Source organism: Dyella sp. SG562 (genome assembly GCF_011759495.1).
Lineage (GTDB): Bacteria > Pseudomonadota > Gammaproteobacteria > Xanthomonadales > Rhodanobacteraceae > Dyella_D > Dyella_D marensis.
This window is the reverse complement of the sequence record NZ_JAAOYS010000002.1, coordinates 176369-198186: the sequence shown is the minus strand read 5'-3', so window position 1 is coordinate 198186 and position 21818 is coordinate 176369. Positions and strand designations below refer to the sequence as shown.

The 21818-nt window shown below is 66.9% G+C and carries 14 protein-coding genes; 8 read left to right on the top strand and 6 right to left on the bottom strand.

Annotated elements, in window-relative coordinates:
- Nucleotides 1-102: 102 nt before the first annotated feature.
- Entirely contained in the window at nt 103-558 is a 456-nt protein-coding gene (locus tag FHW84_RS04360; RefSeq protein ID WP_167252917.1) for an SPFH domain-containing protein, read from the bottom strand.
- Nucleotides 559-952: 394 nt separating this feature from the next.
- Here FHW84_RS04360 and FHW84_RS04355 point away from each other — a divergent pair, with 394 nt between their 5' ends.
- The 7 genes from FHW84_RS04355 to FHW84_RS04325 all read left to right on the top strand — a co-directional run bounded on the left by FHW84_RS04355 (nt 953) and on the right by FHW84_RS04325 (nt 12793).
- Nucleotides 953-1960 (top strand): LacI family DNA-binding transcriptional regulator, encoded by a 1008-nt coding sequence (locus FHW84_RS04355; RefSeq protein ID WP_167252916.1) that lies wholly within the window; start codon nt 953-955, stop codon nt 1958-1960.
- A gap of 151 nt (nt 1961-2111) precedes the next feature.
- Nucleotides 2112-4970, top strand: coding sequence for a TonB-dependent receptor (locus FHW84_RS04350; RefSeq protein WP_167252915.1), 2859 nt, complete (start codon nt 2112-2114; stop codon nt 4968-4970).
- Between the two features lie 173 nt (nt 4971-5143).
- Nucleotides 5144-6616 carry a glucoamylase family protein gene (locus tag FHW84_RS04345; protein WP_167252914.1) on the top strand — a complete coding sequence of 491 codons (1473 nt, stop codon included), beginning with the start codon at nt 5144-5146 and terminating at the stop codon, nt 6614-6616.
- Nucleotides 6613-7923, top strand: a complete 1311-nt coding sequence (locus tag FHW84_RS04340; protein WP_167252913.1) for a sugar ABC transporter substrate-binding protein — start codon at nt 6613-6615, stop codon at nt 7921-7923. The genes FHW84_RS04345 and FHW84_RS04340 overlap by 4 nt, the downstream gene beginning before the upstream one ends.
- Before the next feature lie 16 nt (nt 7924-7939).
- Nucleotides 7940-8818 (top strand): sugar ABC transporter permease, encoded by an 879-nt coding sequence (locus FHW84_RS04335; protein WP_167252912.1) that lies wholly within the window; start codon nt 7940-7942, stop codon nt 8816-8818.
- Nucleotides 8815-9636, top strand: coding sequence for a carbohydrate ABC transporter permease (locus FHW84_RS04330; RefSeq protein WP_167252911.1), 822 nt, complete (start codon nt 8815-8817; stop codon nt 9634-9636). The genes FHW84_RS04335 and FHW84_RS04330 overlap by 4 nt, the downstream gene beginning before the upstream one ends.
- 4 nt (nt 9637-9640) lie before the next feature.
- Nucleotides 9641-12793, top strand: a complete 3153-nt coding sequence (locus FHW84_RS04325; RefSeq protein WP_167252910.1) for a discoidin domain-containing protein — start codon at nt 9641-9643, stop codon at nt 12791-12793.
- Nucleotides 12794-12910: 117 nt separating this feature from the next.
- On the opposite strand, the gene FHW84_RS04320 is transcribed toward FHW84_RS04325, so the two are convergent.
- From FHW84_RS04320 to FHW84_RS04300, 5 genes are all read right to left on the bottom strand, one after another.
- Entirely contained in the window at nt 12911-13744 is an 834-nt protein-coding gene (locus FHW84_RS04320; RefSeq protein WP_167252909.1) for a pirin family protein, read from the bottom strand.
- A 90-nt stretch (nt 13745-13834) separates the two neighbouring features.
- On the bottom strand, nt 13835-14530 hold the full coding sequence (locus FHW84_RS04315) for a YecA family protein (protein ID WP_167252908.1): 696 nt from the start codon (nt 14528-14530) through the stop codon (nt 13835-13837).
- Nucleotides 14530-15297, bottom strand: a complete 768-nt coding sequence (gene xth / locus FHW84_RS04310) for an exodeoxyribonuclease III (protein ID WP_167252907.1) — start codon at nt 15295-15297, stop codon at nt 14530-14532. Before xth ends, FHW84_RS04315 begins: the two co-directional genes overlap by 1 nt.
- A 90-nt stretch (nt 15298-15387) precedes the next feature.
- Nucleotides 15388-17472 carry a hypothetical protein gene (locus FHW84_RS04305; RefSeq protein ID WP_167252906.1) on the bottom strand — a complete coding sequence of 695 codons (2085 nt, stop codon included), beginning with the start codon at nt 17470-17472 and terminating at the stop codon, nt 15388-15390.
- Nucleotides 17473-17835: 363 nt separating this feature from the next.
- Nucleotides 17836-19938 (bottom strand): M3 family metallopeptidase, encoded by a 2103-nt coding sequence (locus FHW84_RS04300; protein ID WP_167252905.1) that lies wholly within the window; start codon nt 19936-19938, stop codon nt 17836-17838.
- A 108-nt stretch (nt 19939-20046) separates the two neighbouring features.
- On the opposite strand from FHW84_RS04300, the gene FHW84_RS04295 reads away from it, so the two are divergent.
- The gene (locus FHW84_RS04295; protein ID WP_167252904.1) at nt 20047-21765 is read left to right on the top strand and encodes a patatin-like phospholipase family protein; all 1719 of its coding nucleotides are present in this window, start codon (nt 20047-20049) and stop codon (nt 21763-21765) included.
- Nucleotides 21766-21818 lie beyond the last annotated feature (53 nt).

Sequence of the window (21818 nt, the reverse complement as noted above, 5' to 3'; positions counted from 1 at the left end):
GGCGCCAGCGAAGGCGCAAAGAAAAACCCGCCGAAGCGGGTTTCAAAGGCTCTCAAGTTCCCCTTTTTTCGCGGGCGCTCTAAGGCAGCCTCGCGTATGGCTTCAAGCGAAATCCAGGTCGACCCGGGTCACCATCACGCCGCGCTCGCGCAGCGCCTTGTTCATGGCCAGCTTCAGCCGGGCGCCGAGGTCGCGGCGGTCGGCTTCGATCGCGGCCGGCTCCTCGCGCAGCGCGGCCAGGGCGCCGCCGCGGATCAGCTGGTCGGCCTGGTCGATCACCGCGTCGGCGCGCTCCGGCTCCAGCACCTGCCAGTACACCGTGCCGCGCACGTCATGCGCATTGGCCAGCGGCTCGCGGAATTCCAGCACCTGCCCGCCCAGGCTGATCCGATGCCCCATCCGGTCCAGCCCCGGCACCACCATGTGGGTGCCTTCCTGCAGCAGGCGGCGCGGCTTGCCGTGGCGGTAGACGCTGACCACCTGGCCAGCGGGGACGCGCCGGATGGCGGCGGCGGAAAGTGCCAGGAGGGCGGCGAGGACGGTCAGTAGAGCGATCATGATCTTTTTAATTCAATGATTTACACGTTGTTTCTCAAGTACGCAGCAGATACATGATACATCCGCACGATGACACTGGGATTAACCGTGATTTAACCGCGGCCTTATGGATTTTTACAATCCCCCAAAGGGGCTAAGTGCGTGAAATGCAAAGCAAGCCTCGTTCCGCCGGGGTGCTTCCGCCCGCCTCTGTTGCGTTGCCACAGTTCACACCGTTTTGACGGATAACGGTTTTTTACGGCGTTTCCTTAGGGCAACCGCGCGCTTCGCTAGAACTTCTGGCCGATCAAATTATTGCGATGCAGCAAAGTCTTTGATTTGCAAAAGCTTTACAAGCATCGATGAAAACGTTTACGTTGCCCACCCGGCGAATCCGGACCTCCTGGGAGCGGCAATGGGTGTGACCATCAAAGACGTGGCACGCGAGGCCAAGGTGTCCGTGGCTTCCGTCTCCCGCGCCCTCAACGGCCACGGCGGAGTCACCGCCGAGACGCTGGAGCGCATCCGCGAAGTCGCGGCCCGCCTGCGCTACATCCCCCATGGCGCCGCTCGCAGCCTGATCACCCGCCGTACCCACACTATCGGCGCGCTGCTGCCGGACCTTTATGGCGAATTCTTCTCGGAGCTGATCCGCGGCATCGACCTGGCGGCGCGCGTGCACGGCCTGCAGCTGCTGGTCTCCAGCTCGCACGACGGCGCCGCCGAGGCAGCCTCCGCCCTGCGCGCGATGCAGGGCCGCGTCGACGGCCTGCTGGTGATGTCGCCCCACGCCGACGCCGCCTTCCTGCGCCAGAACCTGCCGGTGGGCCTGCCCACCGTGCTGATGAACACGGTGCTGGAACGCGACGACTACGCGGCGCTGTCGGTGGACAACGCAGGCGGCGCGCGATTGGTGGTCGAACACCTGCTCGGCGAAGGCTATCGCCGCATCGCTTTCATCCAGGGCCCCGTCGGCAACCACGACGTGGCCGAGCGCGAACAGGCCTACCGCGAAGCGCTCGCCGCGCGCGTGCCGGGCGTACCGCCGATCGTGCTGCCCGGCGAATTCGACGAAGCCTCCGGCTACCGCGCCGGCCAGCGCCTGATCGCGATGAGCCCGCGTCCCGATGCCGTGTTCGCCGCCAACGACATGATGGCGATCGGCTGCATGGCGGCGATCCGCGAAGCGGGCCTGCGCATTCCCGAAGACATCGCCGTGGCCGGCTTCGACGACGTGCCGATGGCGCGCTACGTAAGCCCCGCGCTGACCACCGCCGGCGTGCGCATCGCGGAGCTGGGCAAGGCCGCGCTGGAACAGCTGGCCGGACAGATCGAAGGCGATGAAGCGCCCGCGGTGCATATGCGCATAGCGGCGGAATTGATGGTGCGGGCGTCGACGACACGTTCCGCGCGCAACGTTTGAACGAAACATGCGGCCTCGGACCACAGGCCGCGAGGTAGACCAGGGGCCGGCCCACGAGGACCGGTTCACCGCCGACGGCGCAGGGGTGCGCAGCGGCGCCCGGACAATCACAACAAGCCGTATCGAACCCTTGAGGGAGGGTGTCCAAGCCATGGCACGCAAACACGCATTGACCCGACAGATCTCGCTGGCCCTGGCGGGCCTGCTCACTACGGCCGCGCTGCTGCCGGCCATCGGCTTCGCGCAGAACAGCACGGCAACGGTGCGCGGCCATGTAAACGCGCCGCAGGGACAGTCGCCCACCGAGGTGGTCGCCACCAACCTGGGTAATGGCTTCACCGTACGCGCACCGGTGAACGCAGTTGGCAACTACACCCTGCCCAGCCTGGCGCCCGGCAGCTATCGCATCGAAGCGAAGGGCAACGGCGCCAGCGCCAGCCAGGAGGTCAAGGTGCAGGTCGGCCAGGCGCTGACCTTGAACCTCGACGCCGCCGCGGCCGCAAGCGCGGTGAACGCGCAGAACCTGCAAGGTGTAACCGTCACCGCCGCTTCGCTGATCGAAACGCGCACGTCGGAGGTGGGCACCAACATCACCCAGGCGCAGATCAACACGCTGCCGCAGAACGAACGCAACTTCCTGGACTTCGCCAAGCTGGTGCCGGGCGTGACGGTGTCGCGCGACCCCAACGCCAAGACCTTCTCGGCGGGCGGTCAATCAGCCGAGAATGTAAACGTTTTCATCGATGGTGCCAGCCTCAAGAACAACGTGCTCAAGGGTGGCATCGCGGGCCAGGATTCCACACGCGGCAACCCCTTCTCGCAGGAAGCCGTGCAGGAATTCCGCGTGCTGACGCAGAACTACAAGGCGGAGTACGAGCAGGCGGGCACGGCGATCATCACCGCCGTCACCAAGTCGGGCACCAATGAGTTCCACGGCTCGGTGTACGACTACTTCCAGAACAAGTCGATGATTTCGCAGAATTCGTTCGACAAGAAGAATGACATCGAAAAACCGGACTATCGGCGACAGCAGCGTGGCTTCTCGTTGGGCGGACCCATACTCAAGGACACGCTGACCTTCTTCGTCAATTACGACGAGCGCAAAGACGTCGGCAACGACACCGTGCAGATCAATGATCCGCGGTTTTCTCAGTACAACGGCACCTTCGCCGCACCGTTCAACGAGAAAACCTTCTTCGGCAAGTTGAGCTGGCAGGTCAATCAGGACAACAACGTTGATCTCAGCCTGACTACCCGTCGCGATAACGAAGTCATTGGCTTCGGTCAGACCACGGCTTACAGCAGCCGCAGCAATCGCAAGAACAACGTCAACGACCTGTTGCTGAAGTGGCAATCACGAGGCGACAACTGGACCAACGATCTGCTGTTGGATGCCGGACACGCCAAGTGGAATCCAAGCGCGGCTGAGCCCGATATCATCCAGCAGACCTACAACCCGAACATCGCAGTCATTGGCGGCGCAAGCAATCTGCAGAATAAGGGCCAGGACCAGGCGACGCTGCGCGACGATCTCACCTTCACCGGCCTTAGCTGGCATGGCGACCATACGGTGAAAATGGGCATCAAGTACGCGTCCTATGGCATCACGCTGGAGCAGAACAACAATGCGGTGCCTTCTTTCTTCTATCAGGAAGGGCCGAACTACCCCGGCGGCTTCAATATCCCATACCAGGCGGTCTATTCGCCGATCGCCGCCAGCGCCAACCTCCATACCAACCAGTTCGGGGCTTATGTCCAGGATGACTGGGATGTCACTGATCGGCTGCAGTTGAATCTTGGTTTGCGTTGGGACTATGAGACCAATGCACTCAACAATGACTATGTGACGCCTCTAGCTCAGTACTCGACGCTGCAGTACTTCGGCCTGCAGAACAACATCAGTACCGGCAAGGAGCGCGACGGCTACAAAGGCGCGATCCAGCCGCGCGTCGGCTTTTCGCTCGATGTAAGCAAAAGCGGCGATCAGAGCACCACTATCTTTGGTGGTGCGGGACGCTATTACGATCGCACGCCGTTTGACTGGATCGGTCAGGAGGCCATCCATTCCGCCGTGCCGAACTACACCTTCATGTTCAGCCCCGCCAATCCGGACGGCACGCCAAGCAAACCCGGAACGATCGCTTGGAATCCGGCCTACCTCTCGAAGGCCGGCCTCGATTCGCTGCTCGCAGCAGGCACTCCAGGATTCAGCTCGGAAATCGACACCATCAATAACAAAACCAAGCCGCCTTATACGGACCAGTTCAGCCTGGGCGTCAGGCAGGTATTCGGCGATTGGACAGGCTCGCTCACCTTGAGTCGAGTGCTTGGCTACCGGCAGTTCACTTGGGTATTCGCCAATCGCGCGGTCATACCTAATGGTTTTCAGCTGATAACGGCGCCGGATAGTCCCTATGGCGCCGTACTGACCAATGTCTACAAGAAGACTCAATCGAGCAGCGTGCTGATCAGCTTGGACAAACCCTATACCGCAGCTTCGGGCTGGGGACTTGGCGTGGCTTACACCTATCAGAACGCGCGTCAGCAGGGTAACGACAATTACTCGCTCGACTACGTCAGTCCGGCCGGTTACCCCGGCGGTCACGTTGGCGAAAAACACCATCTGGTCGTCAACGGCATCGTGCGTGGTCCTTGGGATACCCGTTTGAGCGGGATCTTCACGTATGGCTCCGGGCAGCCATATGACGTCAGCTACACGTCCGCCACTTGCGATTACAACTGTGCGTTCCAGCATTGGGGCAAGTACGGGCGCCAGTACGTGAATCTCGATCTGTCCATTGCCAAAGAATTCCACTGGGGCGAACACCAGGCACTCGAGCTTCGCTTTGACGTAATGAACGTGTTTAACCGCGACGTCTACAACGCGTATGACGGCAACTACTATCTCGGTAACGACGCGAGTACACCGAATCCGAATTTCGGCAAGGCCACCGGTGCCGACCCCAACCTCACGCGCCGCTTCCAGATCGGCGCCCGCTACAGTTTCTGATCGCGTAGCATCAAGGCGCTCCTTTCGAGGAGCGCCGTTTCACCGGAAAGCCCGCTGCGCGCGGGCTTTTCAAAAGCTCAAGATGTAAACGTTTACGCGCTTGCTTCCCGGCTCGACTTGTTCTCAAAAGACATCGCGTACCGCACAACCCCATCGACGCAAGGCTGCTCCCCATGCCCGTGAAGATACGTACCGCACTCTCCCTCGCGCTCGCCGCCCTGCTGATTTGCGCCGCACCTCACGAGGTCCAGGCGAAAGACAGCGCGAAGCAGAGCAAGCCGACGGCCACCGCGGCGACGCAGCAGAAAGTGCCGCCCCTGATCGACGACCTCGAACACCGCACCTTCAACTGGTTCTGGGACAGCGCCACCCCCCAAAACGGCCTCGTCCCCGATCACTACCCCACCAAGTCCTTCGCCAGCATCGCCGCGGTCGGCTTCGGACTCACCGCCTATGGCGTGGGCGCCGAACGCGGCTACATCACGCGCGACCAGGCGGTGGAACGCACGCTCGCCACGCTGCGCTTCTTCCACGACGCCCCGCAGAACGACAGCGAAGACGATGCCGCCGGCTACCGCGGCTTCTTCTATCACTTCCTCGACATGGACTCGGGCAAGCGCTTCGATCGCAACGTGGAGCTGTCCACGGTGGATACCTCGCTGCTGCTCGGCGGCGTGCTGTTCGCGCAGTCGTACTACGACCGCGACACGCCGCGGGAAAAGCAGATCCGCCAGCTCGCCGACGAGATCTACCGCCGCGTCGACTGGACCTGGGTGCAGGCGCGCAAGCCGCTGATCACCATGGGCTGGACGCCGGGCGGCAAGTTCATCCCGCACGACTGGCAGGGCTATAACGAAGGCATGCTGGTCTACATCCTCGCGCTGGGCTCGCCGACGCATGCGGTGGGCGATGACGCGTGGAAAGCCTGGACATCGACCTACAACCGCACCTGGGGCGAATTCCATGGCCAGACCTTCCTCAACTTCGCGCCGCTGTTCGGCCATCAGTTCAGCCACGTATGGGTGGACTTCCGCGGCATCCGCGACGCATGGAATCGCGAGAAGGGCCTGGACTATTTCGAGAACAGCCGCCGCGCCACGTACTCGCAGCGCGCCTATGCCATCGCCAACCCCGGCGGCTGGACCGGCTACGGCGCCAATATGTGGGGCATCAGCGCAAGCAATGGCCCCGGCGGGCTGGTAGTGAAGAGCGGCGACAAGGAACGCACCTTCCACGGCTACACCGCGCGCGGCGCGGGCCTGGACTACATCAGCGACGACGGCACCCTGGTGCCCATGGCCGCGGGTGGCTCGATCCCCTTCGCACCGGAGATCGTGGTGCCTGCGCTGGAAGAAATGAAGCAGCGCTACGGCAAGGACATCTACACCAAATACGGCTTCGTCGATGCCTTCAATCCCAGCTTCCACAGCAAGACCGACCTGCGCACCGGCAAGCTCGTACCCGAGCTGGGCTGGGTCGACACGGTGCACCTGGGCATCGACCAGGGCCCGATCGTGCTGATGGTGGAGAACTGGCGCAGCGGTTTTGTATGGAACGTGATGAAGAAGAACCCGTACGTGCGCAAGGGCCTGGAACGCGCCGGCTTTACCGGCGGCTGGCTGGATGAGGCCCCGCCCAAGCCATGAGCACGCGTTCGCGCCAGCGCCGGCCATGGCGCGTGCTGCTGCACGCGCTGGCGTGGACCTGCGCAGGTGTCGCCGCTGCGCTGTCGGCCGGTTGCCAACCTGCGGATGACGCGCGCACGCTGACGTTCTGGACGGTCGGCCGCGAAGGCGAAGCGGTGGCCAAGCTGCTGCCGGATTTCGAACGCGAACATCCCGGCCTGCATGTGAAAGTGCAGCAGCTGCCGCTCACCGCCGCGCACCAGAAACTGCTTACCGCCATCGCCGGTGGCTCCACGCCAGATCTCACCCAGCTCGGCAACACCTGGATTCCCGAACTCGCCGCGCTGGATGCGCTCGAACCGCTCGATGCCCGCGTGGCGTCTTCGCAGGTCGTTCGCCCGGACGACTACTTCGCCAATATCTGGACCACCAACCGCATCGGCAACACGCTGTACGGCGTGCCCTGGTACGTGGACACGCGCCTGCTGTTCTACCGCAGCGATCTATTGAAGCAAGCCGGCTTCGACGCACCGCCGCGCGACTGGGCGCAATGGCGCCGCGCCTTGGCCGCGCTCAGCCATCCGGACCGCGGCAGCTACGGCATCCTGCTGCCCACCAACGAGTTCGAACAATTGCTGGTGCTGGCGCTGCAGCAGGACGAGCCGCTGCTGCGCGACGGCAACCGCTACGGCAACTTCCGCAGCGCGGGCTTCAAGCGCGCGCTGGCGTTCTACGTGGACACCTTCCGCGAACGGCAGGCGCCGGCCATCACCAATGTGGAAGCCGGCAACCCGTGGACGGAGTTCGGCCGCGGCGTCTATGCCTTCTATCTGTCCGGTCCGTGGAATATCGGCGAGTTCCGCAAGCGCCTGCCGGCTTCGCAGCAGGACGACTGGAACACCGCGCCGCTCCCCGGCGAACACGGCCCCGGCGCCTCCAACGCGGGCGGCTCCAGCCTGGTGATCTTCCGCCGCTCGGCGCACAAGGACGAAGCCTGGCAGCTGATCGAATTCCTGTCCCGCCCCGCCGTCCAGCAGCGCTTCTACGACCTGCTCGGCGACATGCCGCCGCGCCGCTCCTCCTGGGAGGGCGATGCGCTGCGCGGCGATCCCAAGGCACGCGGCTTCCGCGAACAGCTGGAGCGGGTGAAGCCCACGCCGCCGATCCCCGAATGGGAGCGTATCGTGACCGAGATGCAGCTGGTCGCCGCGCAGGCAGTGCACGGCGACCTGAGCATCGATCAGGCCGCGGCGGAGATCGACCGGCGCGCCGACCTGATCCTGGAAAAGCGGCGCTGGATCCTCGACCACGCGAAACCCGCGCCATGACCGCCGGAGGCCACGCATGAATCCACCACGCGCCGCCTGGTTGTTCCTTGCGCCCGCCCTGCTGGTGCTGGGCCTGTTCTTCCTGCTGCCGGTGATCGCCGCGCTGGTGCTCAGCCTCACCGACTACGACCTGTATGCGCTGGCCGACATCCGCAACCTGCGTTTCGTCGCGCTGGGCAATTACTGGGAGCTGCTGCACCGGCCGCTGTTCTGGTCCGCACTGGGGCACACGCTGTATTTCGTGGTGGTGGGCGTGCCGCTGTCGATCGCCGTTTCGCTCGGCGCCGCGCTGCTGCTCAACTCGCCGCTGGCGCGCTGCAAGCCGTTCTTCCGCACCGCGCTGTTCGCACCGGTGGTGACCACGGTGGTGGCGGTGGCGGTGATCTGGCGCTACCTGTTCAACACCAAGTATGGCCTGGCCAACTACGCGCTGGACGGGCTGGGCATCCATCCGGTGGACTGGCTGGGCGATCCGCGCTGGGCGATGCCCACCATCATCCTGTTCGCGGTGTGGAAGAACTTCGGCTACAACATGATCATCTTCCTCGCCGCGCTGCAGGCGATCCCCGCCGACCTGTACGAAGCCGCGCGCATCGACGGCGCCTCGCCCGTGCGCCAGTTCCGCCATATCACGCTGCCGATGCTGGGGCCGACCCTGCTGATGGTGAGCATCCTGACCGTTTCCGGCTACTTCCAGCTGTTCGCCGAACCGTTCGTGATGACCGAAGGCGGCCCGCTGCAGAGCACCACCAGCGTGCTGTACCTGATGTACGAGGAAGGCTTCAAATGGTGGAACCTCGGTTCTGCGTCGGCGGTGGCCTTCCTGCTGTTCCTGATCATGTTCGCGGTGACCGCGCTGATGCTGCGCGTGGCGCGCCGGGGAGGCGAGGCATGAATCCGCGGCTGGCCAAGGCGCTAATCAACGGGCTGCTGATCGGCGGCACCCTGGTGGCGGTGTTCCCGCTGCTGTGGATGCTGTCGGTGTCGTTCATGCGGCCCGGCGAGGCGAGTGCGTTGCCGCCGCCGCTGTGGCCGGCCCACGCCACGCTGGCCAATTATCACGAGCTGTTCGAGCGCGCCGGCATGGGGCGCTACCTGCTCAACAGCCTGGCCATTTCCAGCGCGATCACGCTGCTGTCGCTGGCGTTCAACCTGATGGCCGGCTACGCCTTCGCCAAGCTGCGCTTCGCCGGGCGCGAGCGGCTGTTCCAGATGCTGCTCGGCGGGCTGGTGATTCCGGCGCAGGTGGCGATGCTGCCGCTGTTCCTGCTGCTGAAATACCTGGGCCTGGTGAACAGCTACGCCGCGGTGGTGATGCCGGCGATGGCGACCATCTTCGGCATCTTCCTGGTCCGGCAGTATGCGCGCGGCATTCCGGACGACCTGCTGGAAGCGGCGCGCATCGATGGCGCGGGCGAGCTGCGCATCTTCGCGCAGATCGTGCTGCCGCTGCTCAAGCCCATCATGGTGACCTTGGCGATCTTCACCTTCCTCACCGCGTGGAACGATTTCATGTGGCCGCTGATCGCACTGACCGGCCAGGAGCACTACACCTTGCCCATCGCACTGGCTTCGCTGTCGCGCGAGCACGTGCAGGATTCGGAGCTGATGATGGCCGGCTCGGTGGTGACGGTGCTGCCGGTGCTGGTGCTGTTCCTGGCCTTGCAGCGGTATTACCTGCAGGGGCTGCTGCTCGGCAGCGTGAAAGGGTGATGCGATGAAGTGGCGCGCCTTGCTGCTGTCGTGGGCCTTGCTGGTGCCTGTCGTGCACGCCGCCGAACAGGCACGCGTCATCGACGACTTCAGCCGGCCGGCCGCCTGGACAGCTGAAGGCACCGACGATATCGGCACGCAATTGCGCGTAGCCGACGGACAGAGCGGCAAGGCCGTCTGCCTCGACTTCGATTTTCACGGCGTCTCCGGCGGAGCCGCGCTCAAGCGCGCGCTGCCGATGGACTGGCCGGACAACTTCGCGCTCTCCTTCGACGTGCGCGGCAGCATGCCGCCCAACGACCTGCAGCTGAAGCTGGCCGATGCCAGCGGCGACAACGTCTGGTGGTATCGCCGCGAAGCCTTTCAGCCCGGCGCCGACTGGCAGACCGTGGAAGTGCGCCGCAACCAGGTGGAGTTCGCCTGGGGGCCGACCAAGAACCGCACGCTGCATCGCACCGCCGCGCTCGAATTCACCATCTACGCCGGACATGGCGGGCGCGGCGAGCTGTGCCTCAGCAACCTGCGCCTGCGCCCGCTGCCGGTGGAACCCGCCGAAACGCCGGCGCCGCGTGCGCAGGCTTCGTCCACGCTCACCGGCTACGGCGTGCAGCGCATGCTGGAAGGCAAGGGCGAGTGGCGCAGCGATCCGTCCGCGGCGGGCGAGCAGAGCATTGCGCTGGACCTTGGCCTTTCGCGTGAATTCGGCGGCCTGCTGCTGCACTGGCTGCCGGGCGCGCAGGCCTCGCGCTACGAGGTGGAACTCTCGGACGACAACACGCACTGGCGCACGGCCACGCAGGTCACGGGCGGCAATGGCGGCGACGATGCGCTGTTCCTGCCGCAAGCACAGGCCCGCTATGTGCGCCTGCGCCTGCTCGAAGGCCCCGGCAAGGCGTATGGGCTGACGCAGCTGGAAGTGAAGGACCGCGCCTGGGGCGCTTCGCCGAACGTGTTCTTCCAGGAAGAAGCCAGGCGCGCGCCGCGCGGCATGTATCCGCGCGGCTTCTCCGGCGAGCAGAGCTACTGGACCCTGTTCGGCACGGATGGCGGCGCGCGCGATTCCGCGCTGATCTCCGAGGATGGCGCGGTGGAAGTGGGCAAGGGCGGCTGGTCGCTGGAGCCGATGCTGTTCGCTGGCCGCAACGTGATCGACTGGGCCACCGTGCGCAGCTCGCAGAGCCTGCTCGATGGCTACCTGCCGATTCCCTCGGTACGCTGGACCGCCGACAGCCTCACCCTCGATACCACCGCCTTCGCCACCGGCGATGCCACGCACACGCAACTGGTGCTGCGCTACACCCTCACCAACCGCACCGCGCAGCCGCAGCGCGTGACCCTGGCGCTGCTGGCGCGGCCGTTCCAGGTGAATCCGCCGACGCAGTTCCTCAATACGCCCGGCGGCATCCATCGCATCCACGACCTGGCCTGGAACGGCAAGGCGCTCACCGTCAACGACGAGACTCGCGTGGTGCCGCTGCAGGCCGTAGATGGCTTCGTGGCGAGCAGCCATGAAGCCGGACCGTTGCCGGAACGGCTCGCGCAGGGCGAGCGCCCCGAAGTCACCTCGTTGCACGACGGCGCGGGCTTCCTGCAAGGCGCGCTGCTGTATGCCATCGACCTGCCCGCCCACGGCAGCCGCACGCTCGGTCTGGTGGTGCCACCGCACGGCGCCGACTTCGCGGCGCCGCGCGCGCCGGAAACCTGGCTGCGCGAACAGCTGCAACACACGGCGTCCGCATGGCGGGAGAAGCTCAACCGAGTGGCGCTGCTGCTGCCGTCGTCGCAGCACGCCATCGCCGACACGGCGCGCAGCGCCCTGGCGCAGATCCTGATGTCGCGCGACGGCCCCGCCCTGCAGCCCGGCACGCGCTCCTACGCGCGCAGCTGGGTGCGCGACGGCGCCATGATGACCGAGGGGCTGGTGCGCAGCGGCCATGCCGAGGCCGCCGCCGACTTCGTGCGCTGGTATGCGCCGCATCAGTTCAGCAGCGGCAAGGTGCCGTGCTGCGTGGATGCGCGCGGTGCCGACCCGGTGCCGGAGAACGACAGCCACGGCGAACTGATCTTCGCCATCGCGCAGCTGTGGCGCTATACGCACGACCGCGCCGCGCTGGAACGGCAATGGCCGGCCGTGCAGCGCGCCATCGCCTATATGGACCGCTTGCGCGAGAGCGAACGCAGCCCCGCCAACCAGACCGAAGAGCGGCGCGCGCTGTATGGCTTGATGCCCGCATCGATCAGCCACGAAGGCTATTCGGCCAAGCCGATGCATTCCTACTGGGACGACTTCTGGGCGCTGCAGGGCTACGACGACGCGGTGCTGCTGGCCAAGGCGCGCGGCGATGAGGCGGCGGCGGCACGGATCGCGCAGTCGCGCGACGTATTCCGCGGCGACCTGAAAGCCTCCATCGACCTGTCCGTGCGCCAGCACCGTATCGACTACCTGCCCGGCGCGGCGGAACTCGGCGACTTCGACGCGACCTCCACCACCATCGCGCTGTCGCCCGGCGACGGCCAGACCTGGCTGCCGCCCGCGCTGCTGGAGCGCACCTTCGAACGCTACTGGCAAGGCTTCGTGGAACGCCGCGACGGCACGCGCGAATGGGAGGACTACACACCGTACGAACTGCGCACCATCGCCAGCTTCGTGCGGCTGGGCTGGCGCGGCCGCATCGGCGAGCTGCTGGCGTTCTTCTTCGCCGACCGGCGTCCGGCCGCGTGGAACCAGTGGGCCGAAGTGGTGGGGCGCGATGCGCGCAAGCCGCGCTTCGTGGGCGATATGCCGCATGCGTGGATTGCTTCGGATTATCTGCGCTCGGCATACGACTTGTTCGCGTACGAACGACCGCGCGATCAGGCGCTGGTGTTGGCAGCCGGGATTCCGGCCGAATGGCTGAAGGGCGAGGGCATCGGGATCCGGCGTCTGCGCACGCCGTATGGGCAGCTGAGTTACCGCTTGTATGAGCGCGATGGCACGCTTGAGTTGCGCGTGGAGCAAGGACTCGATGTGCCGCCGGGTGGCTTGGTGTTGCCGTGGCCTTATGCGGGCAAGCCGGCCGGCAAGGTCGTAGTCAATGGCACGTCCACGGTGTGGCGGGATGGAGAGCTGGTGATCCGCGCATTGCCTGTCACTGCCGTGATGGCGACGCCCCGGTAAATCGCGTCACTTCGTAGGCTGGGGTGAGCGGCAGCGAACCCCAGCATCAGCATTAGCGCCTGGTCATGTTGGGGTTCGCCTTCGGCTCACCCCAACCTACGCGAAGGGTTCCGGGGCTTAGAACTTGCCGTCGCGGAAATCCGCGATCGCCTGATGAATCTCCGCAGGCGTGTTCATCACGAACGGTCCATACCGCGCGACGCTTTCGCCCAGCGGCTTGCCCGCCACCAGCAGCACGCGCGACGGCGCTTCGCGGCCGCCGATGCGCACCGAGCCGCCCTTGGAAAGCACGGCCAGTTCGCTGCGGCTGAGCACGTCGCCGGCCACCTGGGCATCCGCGCCATCGAACACGTAGGCGAAGGCGCTATGGCCTTCCGGCAGCGGCACTTCCAGCTGCGCGCCGGGCTGCAGGGCGATATCGAGATACACCGGCTGCGTGGCGATGCCGGCCACGGGGCCGGCCGCACCGAACACTTCGCCGGCGATGATCTTCACTTCCACACCGTCCTGCGGACGCACGGTGGGAATGCGGGCGGGGTCGATGTCCTGGTAGCGCGGCTCGGTCAGCTTGTCCTTCGCGGGCAGGTTCACCCACAGCTGGAAGCCCCACATCAGGCCGTTTTCCTGCTGCGGCATTTCCGAATGCAGGATGCCGCGGCCGGCGGTCATCCACTGCACGCTGCCGGGGCCGAGGTCACCCTGGTTGCCGTGGTTGTCGCCGTGGCGCATATGGCCGGCGAGCATGTAGGTCACCGTTTCGAAGCCGCGGTGCGGATGCTCGGGGAAGCCGGCGAGGTAGTCGTCCGCGCTGTCGGAACGGAATTCGTCCAGCAGCAGGAACGGATCGAGCATGTCCAGGCCGGGCTGGCCGATGATGCGCTTAAGGCGTACGCCCGCGCCATCGGAAGTGTCGGTGCCGCGGATGCGGCGGATGATGCTGCGCTCGCTCATGATGGGACTCCGTAAGGAATGCGCCACATGATGGTTGCGCGGCCGGCCCGGTCCAAGCCGCGCCGCGCGAACGGATTGTTTCCTAGGGCGTCAATGCAGCCAGTGGCCGCTGCGGTGCCGCGGCGGCGCCTGGCCGCTGTCCTCGCCGCCGCCACCGGCGTTGGCGGGGGCGGCCTGGGCCATGGCTTCCATGTCGGCCTCGGTCACCGGGTGCTGCTGCCAGTAATGCTCCACCGCGGACAGCACGGCCGGCAGCTGGGCCAGGCACTCGTCGTATTCGTCGTCGCTGAGCTTTTCGAAATCGGTCTCGGCGCTGAGGATGCCTTCGTCGACCGCCAGCGCCATCACCGGCCCGAGCAGTTCCATCAGCGAAGGGTCGTCGGCCAGGCGCTTTTCCCACAGGCCGGCGCGCAGGTCGATGGCGCGGCTGAAGCCTTCGCACCAGCCCGCGGCGGACAGGGTGGGACCGGTTTCGGTGTCGACTTCGCCCAGGATCGGCTCGTAGGCGTCGACGTCGAGTTCGGCGGCGATGGAGTCGTTGAGCTTGGCCAGCAGCGCCAGCACGCGATTGCCTTCTTCTTCGTCGGCGAAGGGCTCGTGCAGCACTTCCGGCAGCCATTCTTCCGGCAGTACCTGCAGCGGGCCGACCGCCAGCGCGGAGAGCATGCCGTGCACGCCGTCGAGCAGCAGGTCGCCGTCGCCGGAATGGGCGCGGAGATAGCGGTCCAGTTCGTCGAGCTCGTCGTCCGTGAGCGAACTGGGCCAGTCGGTCTTGTTCGTATTCATCAGATATCCAGATCCAGCGTCACCGGCGTGTGGTCCGAAGGCCTTTCCCAGCGGCGCGGCGTGCGGTCGATGGCTGCCGCCTTCGCCGCTTGCTTCAGTGCGTCGCCGACCAGGATCAGATCGATGCGCAAACCCATGTTGCGCCGGAACGCTGCCTGGCGGTAGTCCCACCAGCTGAAGTGCCCGGCCTCTTGTTCGAACAGGCGGAAGCTGTCGTGCAGCCCAAGTTCGGTGATCGCCTTGAGCGCGGCGCGCTCCGGCGGCGAGCACAGCACGTCCTCGCCCCAGGCCACCGGGTCGTAGACGTCGCGGTCGTCCGGCGCGATGTTGAAATCGCCCAGCACCACCAGGTGCGGGTGGCGCTGGTGTTCCGCTTCCAGGAAATCGCGCACCTTGGCCAGCCAGTCGAGCTTGTAGGCGTATTTCTCGTCGCCCACCGCCTTGCCGTTGACCACGTACAGATCCACCACGCGCACGCCGCCGACGGTGGCGGCGAGGATGCGCCGCTGCGGGTCGTCCAGGCCGGGGATGTCGGTGACGACGTCGGTGGGTTCCTCGCGGGCCAGGATGGCCACGCCGTTATAGGTCTTCTGCCCGGAGTACACGGCGCGGTAGCCGGCGGCGGCCAGCTCGTCGACCGGGAACCTGGCGTCCTCCAGCTTGGTTTCCTGCAGCGCGATGACGTCGGGCTTGGCCTCGGCCGCCCACTCGGTGAGCTGCGGCAGGCGGACCTTGAGCGAGTTGACGTTCCAGGAGGCGATTTTCATGCCCGGCATTGTAGGGGGATGCCGCCGCTTCGGCACTCCGCCGGACGCAGGGGAGGCCGGTCCGTGACCGGCCTCCCGCTGTGCTCCTGCTTACAGGTGGCTGAGCACGAAGGCCCGCGCATCCCAGCCGTCGTAGTTGGACAGGCGGCCCCACCCGTTGGTCGCCATCGCATAGACCGACAGGTTCTCGGTGAATCCCGCCACCGTGCAGCCGCCCGTGCAGCCCGGCGCGGGATTGGTCGTCATCAGGTAGCCGACCGAGCGCGTCTCGCTGAAGCTGCCGCCGCCCACCGCACCGCTGTCGGACAGCACGTCGCGCGCGCCGCGCCGGACCAGGAAGCCGTAGGTGGCGAAGCCGTGCGGATGGCTGGCCTGCCACGGCATCGTCACGTTGTCGCCGTCGCTGTGGTAGCCCAGCACGCCGCAGCAATCGTCCGCGCCGGTGCCGCCGACCATCGGCGCGCCGATATGCGCCGAGCAGGGCTCATTGTTCACGTGCAGGGTGAGCACCATCGCACTGCCTTGCACCAGGCCGGCGCCCAGGCCCAGCTGCGGGTCGCTGGCCTTGATGGTGTGGATGTTGCCGCTGCCATCGACATAGGTGGGCACGTAGTAATCGATGCCCAGCGCGCCGATGTTCACCGGCAGGCCGGCCGCATCGAACAGTTCCAGCCGCAGCTGCACCAGGCCGTCCAGGATCGGCGCACCGCCGAGCGCGGTGGTGGTGTCGAACTTGCCGTTGGCGGTGTCTTCCACCGCGTCGGCCACGCTCCATTGGCCGGCCGGCGGCACCGCGGGCGGGATCTCGAACAGATTGCCTTCGCTGCCGGCCACCTGCGGACCGAGCGGGTACGCCGTCAGCACCAGATCGGTGCCGATCATCTGCGCATAGTGGCGGCTGATCGCGGCATTGAGCGGCTTGTACTGGCTGTCCGGCTCGCCGTCGCGCTTCCACGACAGGCGGTAGAACTTCACGCCCAGGCTGTCGCGCAGCGCGTTGTCGAAATCCAGCCGCGGCATCAGCACGCCGCCCCACGGCGCACCGCCGCCGGTGAGGCCGAGGTTGCCGGCATTGCTGCTGCCGGCCAGGGTCTGCGCACTGCCGCGGATATCGTCCAGCGAGTGATTGCCGATGGCGGTGAACAGCACCCAATTGTTGCCGGCGATCACCGGCGCGCACGGGCGGCAGGTCATGGCCAGCGGGTTGGTCACGTGCAAGGTGACTTCGGTGCCGCACTGGTAGTCCCACCAGGTATGGCAGGCGACCGGCGTCGGCGCGTACAGCGTCACCTCGAAGAAGCCGAACAGCCGCTGCTTCACCTTGAAGTACAGGTCCGGCTGGTCCGGATTGCGGAAACCCTTGAAGATAAAGCGCGCGAAATGCCCGCACTCGTCGGTGGCGGCGGTGCCGACCAGCTGCATGGTGACGAAGCGCGGATACAGCCAGCACAGGATCGGCCGGATCAGCTGCGCATGCTCCACCAGCGATTGCTGGAACATCTGCGCGCTGCCGCTCATCGCGGCGAAGCGCAGCTTCTGGTTGCCGGCGGCGGCGTGCAGCGCCTGCAGCGAGGCTTCGTCCACCTGGTGCGCGTTGATCTCCTCCACCGGGCCGGGCCCCGGCAGCGGACGCGGCGGCTGCCGGCCGGCGAGGATCTCGCGCAGATGATCGATCACATACGGCGGCAGCTTCGGCAGCACGATCCACAGCGGATCGACCTCGTAGATCTCCACCGTGGCGTGGCATACCGGGAAATCCACCGACACGCCGTCGCGCACCACGCGCTTGAGCACCGTGCCCTTGACCAGGCACAGCCCCAGCAGCCAGTAGCGCCAGACATCCGGGAACACCGGAATGCGCAGATCCGGCGCGGTGTCGCCGGGGCGCAGCGTGATGTGGCGCTCGATCGCGCCGCGGCGCAGCAGCTCTTCGAGCGCGGGCGGCTGTTTCTCCTCGGGCGCGGGTCCCAGCACCACGCGCACGGCGGAGGCCTCGCGCGCTACGGGCAGTTCAAGCTTGGTCTCGCCCTTCTCACCCAAGGCCGCGTAGGAGAGCAGGCGGCCGCCATCGCTATAGGCGTAGGCGGCGACGGCGGGACGCTGGTCGGTGCTTTCCGCCTTGAGGAACTCGGCGGCGACGCGAAGCGTGATGAATGCATTGTCTGATTTGGCCATGACAGTAAGGCTCCGAATGGGCGGTAACAGGCGCACGCAGGCGCCGATGGCTGATCGCAGGACGATTCGTAGGACGATCAGGGCCGCTATTCGTAGCCGCGCGCAGCGCGCGGAACCATTCGGCAAAGAGAGCTAAATCCAAGCGCTTAGCAGGCTTAGCGCCAAGGCCGTAGGGGAAGGCCCACACATTGCATGCAGGCGCGACCGCGAGGATGAATGCGCCGCGATGAAAAAACATCGACTGGCGCACACGCACACCGCCGTCCCGTGGCGGTGCGCCGCCAGACCCATGCCATTCGATGTAAGGGATCGCTGATGCCGCGCCGAACGTCCCGCGGCGAACCGCGGGACGTTCACATGCGCTCAGCTCAGCCCGTGGCTGCGCAGCAGCGCATCGGGTTCGGGCTTGCGGCCGCGGAAGGCGACGAAACTGTCCAGCGCCGGGCGGCTGGCGCCCACGGCCAGCACCTCGCGGCGGAAGCGCTCGCCGGTGTCGCGGTCGATCACGCTGCCGCCTGCCTGCGCGGCATCCTCGAACGCGCCGAACGCATCGGCGCTGAGCAGCTCCGCCCACAGATAGCTGTAGTAACCGGCGGCATAACCGCCGGCGAAGATATGCGTGAAGCTGTTGGGGAAGCGCTGCCAGATCGGCGGGTGCAGCACCGCCACCTCGCGCCGCACTTCCTCCAGCACGGCAAGCGGACGCGCACCCTGCGCCGGTTCGTATTCCAGGTGCAGGCGGAAATCGAACATGGCGAATTCCAGCTGGCGCACCAGGAACAGGCCGGCATGGAAATGCCGCGCGGCCAGCATGCGCTGGAACAGTTCTTCCGGCAGCGGCTCGCCGGTCTGCCAGTGGCGCGCGAACAGGTCCAGCGCCTGGCGGTTCCAGCCGAAGTTCTCCATGAACTGGCTGGGCAGTTCCACCGCATCCCATTCCACGCCGTCGATGCCGCCGATCGAAGGCAGCGCGATCTCGGTCAGCAGGTGATGCAGGCCATGGCCGAATTCGTGGAACAGGGTGAGCACGTCGTCGTGGGTGAGCAGGGCCGGGCGGCCCTCGGTCGGCGGCGCGAAGTTGCAGGTGAGGAAGGCCACCGGCAGCTGCTCCTGTGCGCCGTCGCTGAAGCGCGAGCGGCACACGTCCATCCAGGCGCCGCCGCGCTTGCCGGAACGCGCGTAGAGGTCGACATACGCACCGGCGAACACGCGGCCGCCGGCATCGCGCACGTCGTAATAGCGCACGTCCGGATGCCACACGTCGATGCCGTCGCGCGGCGCCAGCGTCACGCCGTACAGGCGCTGCACCAGGCCGAACAGCCCGTCGATCACCGCCGGCAGCGGGAAGTAGGGCTTGAGCTGCTCTTCGTCGAGGTCGTAGCTGCGCTGGCGCAGCTTCTCCGATGCGTAGGCGACGTCCCAGGATTCGAGGTTGTCCAGCTTCAGTTCCTTCGCGGCGAACTCGCGCAGTTCCGCCAGCTCCTGGCGCGCCACCGGACGGGCGCGCTGGGCCAGGTCGTGCAGGAACTCCATCACCTCGGTGGGCGAGGCCGCCATCTTCGTGGCCAGCGATTCCTCCGCCGCATTGGCGAAGCCCAGCAGCTGCGCCGCCTCATGGCGCAGCGCCACGATGCGCTCGATCCGCGGGCCGTTGTCGAACTTGCCGGCGTGCGGACCCTGGTCCGAAGCGCGCGTCTGGTACGCCCAGTACACGCGCTCGCGCAGGCCGCGGTTGTCGGCGTAGGTCAGCACCGCCTGCACGCTGGGCTGCTTGAGCGTCACCAGATAACCGTCCAGGTTCTGCTCGCGCGCGTACTGGCGCAGCACGGCGCGGCCGGATTCGGGAATGCCGGCGAGATCGCGCTCGTCGGTGATGTGCTGGTGCCAGGCGTCGGTGGCGTCGAGCACCGCGTTGGAGAACTCGGTGGACAGCTTGCTCAGCTCCACGCCGATCTCGCGGTAGCGCGTGCGCTCCGGTTCTTCCAGCGCCACGCCGGAGAGGCGGAAATCGCGCAACGCATGCTCGACCAGGGTGCGCTCCGGCTGTGCCAGCGCGGCGAACTCCGGCGCGTCGGCCAGCGCCTGCACGGCCTGGTACAGCGCGCGGTTCTGGCCCAGCTCGATGCCGTGCTCGGTGAGTTTTTCCTCGGCCGGACCATAGGCCTCGCGCAGCGCTTCGCTGTCGGCCACCGAATGCAGATGCCCCACCGGCGCCCAGGCGCGCGACACGCGCTGCTCCAGGCGTTCCTGCGCCAGCATCAGGCCGGCGAAATCGCGCGGGCCGCCGGCGGCGGTGAGCTGGTCGATGGCGTCGCGGTAGTCGGCCAGCAGTGCATCGATGGCGGGGCCGACGTGCTGCGGCCTGATGCGCGAGAAGGCCGGCAGTTCGCCGCCGTCCAGCAGCGGGTTGTCATGCGCCGGAGCGGCGTGCGCCTGGGTGTCCCGGGCGGTGTTTTCGTGAGCCATGCGTCTCTCCTTGGGAGCGCCAGCGTGGCGACGGGCCTGGGCGAAATCAAGGCCGGACGGGGCGCGCTTACGCCGGGGTGTCATATAGCGCGCCCTACCATGGCCTTTATGCGTCAAACGGATTTCAGCGACCTGTTGCGTCAAAGCGACGTGTTCGGCCACCTCGGCGACGAGGCCCTGGCCGACCTCGCCGACGGCCTGGTCTGGTTCAGCCTTCCCGGCGGGCGGCCGCTGTTCAAGGCGGGCGAGGCGGCCGACGCCATGTATCTGCTGGTCAGCGGCAGCCTGGGCCTGTTCGACGAGGACGAGCCGGCACGCCTGGTGCATCTGGTCTCGGCCGGCGACAGCGTGGGCGAGATCGGCCTGGTCAGCGGCGACGCCCGCCAGCTCACCGTGCGCGCCCTGCGCGACTGCGAACTGCTGCGGCTGGACCGCACGGCTTTCGAAGCACTGGCCGGACGCCATCCGCAAGCCATGCTCGGCATCGCCCGCGTGGCGGTGGCGCGCCTGCAGCGGCGCCTGCGCAAAGAGGAAAGCCCCGGCGTGGCGCGCACCTTCGCCCTGCTGCCGCCGGATGCCGAGGTGCCGGCGCGCACCCTGGCCATGCAGCTGGCGATGGCCCTGGAGGCGTATGGCAGCTGCATCGTGATCGACGGCGAGCAGGGCGCCGGCCGCGGCAGCGACTGGTTCGCCGCGCGCGAGGCGCAGGCCCGCTTCGTCATTTACCTGGACACCCAGGGCGATCCGCTGTGGCGCCAGCGCTGCCTGCGCCAGGCCGACGTGCTGCTGCTGCCGGCTCAGGCCGCGCGGCCGGCGCGGCCGTGGCCGGAAGCGGCGATCCTCGATCCCTCGCGCCTCGGACATCGCCCGCGCCATCTGATTCTGCTGCAGGCCGGCCGCCAGCCCAGCCTGGGCGCGGCGCAGCGCTGGCGCGCACCGTTCGGCGGCGAACTGCAGCACCACCACGTCGGCGGCCAGGTGGATATCGCACGGCTGGCGCGCCTGGTCAGCGGCAATGCGCGCGGCCTGGTGCTGGCCGGCGGAGGCGCGCGCGGCCTCGCGCATCTGGGCGCGCTGCGCGCGCTGAAGGAAGCCGGCCAGGAATTCGACTGCGTCGGCGGCACCAGCATCGGCGCCATCATCGGCGCCGGCGTCGCCGCCGGCTGGGGCCTGGAGGAAATGACCGAGGTCTACCGCCGCGCCTTCGTCCAAGGCCGCCCGCTCTCGGACTGGACCCTGCCCGTCGTCGCCCTGACCCGCGGCCGCCGCGCCGCCAGCATGCTGCGCCGCGCCTTCGGCGCCCTGGACATCGAAGACCTCAAGCTCCCGTTCTTCTGCATAGCCACCTGCCTGTCCGGCGACGGCATGGTGGTGCAGCGAGCCGGCCCGCTATGGATGTGGCTACGCGCCTCCAGCGCCATCCCCGGCGTCCTCCCACCCGTACTGCACCGCGGCCGCGTCTACGTCGACGGCGCCCTGGTCGACAACCTCCCCACCGACGTCATGTCCACCGACGGCATCGCCCACATCACCGCCATCGACATCCGCGCCGACATCTCCCTCCTCACCACCGCCGAGGAATACAGCACCCCACCGTGGTGGCGCTTGATGCTGCAGCGCCAAGCGATCCAGCGCCCAGGCCTGGTCTCCACACTGGTGCGCGCAGCGATGGTCAACAGCGAAGGCGCCAGCGAACACCGCCGCGGGTTGGCCGATGTATTGGTGACACCGCCACTGGAGCATGTGAGCGTGCTCGATTGGGGCGATTGGGAGAGGGCGGTCGACGCGGGTTATCGCGAGACGATGCGGGTGCTGGAAAATCCATAAGCTCACGCGCGGCCTTCGGTTAGTGATGCCGTGGCAAGCCCCCGTCCCTCACC

Bases quoted from the DNA above. Each gene is read 5' to 3' on its own strand.
- xth (WP_167252907.1), bottom strand. From the start codon at position 15,297: ATGAAAATCGCCTCCTGGAACGTCAACTCGCTCAAGGTCCGCCTGCCG.
- FHW84_RS04320 (WP_167252909.1), bottom strand. From the start codon at position 13,744: ATGAGCGAGCGCAGCATCATCCGCCGCATCCGCGGCACCGACACTTCC.
- FHW84_RS04300 (WP_167252905.1), bottom strand. From the start codon at position 19,938: ATGGCTCACGAAAACACCGCCCGGGACACCCAGGCGCACGCCGCTCCG.
- FHW84_RS04305 (WP_167252906.1), bottom strand. From the start codon at position 17,472: ATGGCCAAATCAGACAATGCATTCATCACGCTTCGCGTCGCCGCCGAG.
- FHW84_RS04355 (WP_167252916.1), top strand. From the start codon at position 953: ATGGGTGTGACCATCAAAGACGTGGCACGCGAGGCCAAGGTGTCCGTG.
- FHW84_RS04315 (WP_167252908.1), bottom strand. From the start codon at position 14,530: ATGAATACGAACAAGACCGACTGGCCCAGTTCGCTCACGGACGACGAG.
- FHW84_RS04345 (WP_167252914.1), top strand. From the start codon at position 5,144: ATGCCCGTGAAGATACGTACCGCACTCTCCCTCGCGCTCGCCGCCCTG.
- FHW84_RS04360 (WP_167252917.1), bottom strand. From the start codon at position 558: ATGATCGCTCTACTGACCGTCCTCGCCGCCCTCCTGGCACTTTCCGCC.
- FHW84_RS04335 (WP_167252912.1), top strand. From the start codon at position 7,940: ATGAATCCACCACGCGCCGCCTGGTTGTTCCTTGCGCCCGCCCTGCTG.
- FHW84_RS04325 (WP_167252910.1), top strand. From the start codon at position 9,641: ATGAAGTGGCGCGCCTTGCTGCTGTCGTGGGCCTTGCTGGTGCCTGTC.
- FHW84_RS04350 (WP_167252915.1), top strand. From the start codon at position 2,112: ATGGCACGCAAACACGCATTGACCCGACAGATCTCGCTGGCCCTGGCG.
- FHW84_RS04340 (WP_167252913.1), top strand. From the start codon at position 6,613: ATGAGCACGCGTTCGCGCCAGCGCCGGCCATGGCGCGTGCTGCTGCAC.
- FHW84_RS04295 (WP_167252904.1), top strand. From the start codon at position 20,047: ATGCGTCAAACGGATTTCAGCGACCTGTTGCGTCAAAGCGACGTGTTC.
- FHW84_RS04330 (WP_167252911.1), top strand. From the start codon at position 8,815: ATGAATCCGCGGCTGGCCAAGGCGCTAATCAACGGGCTGCTGATCGGC.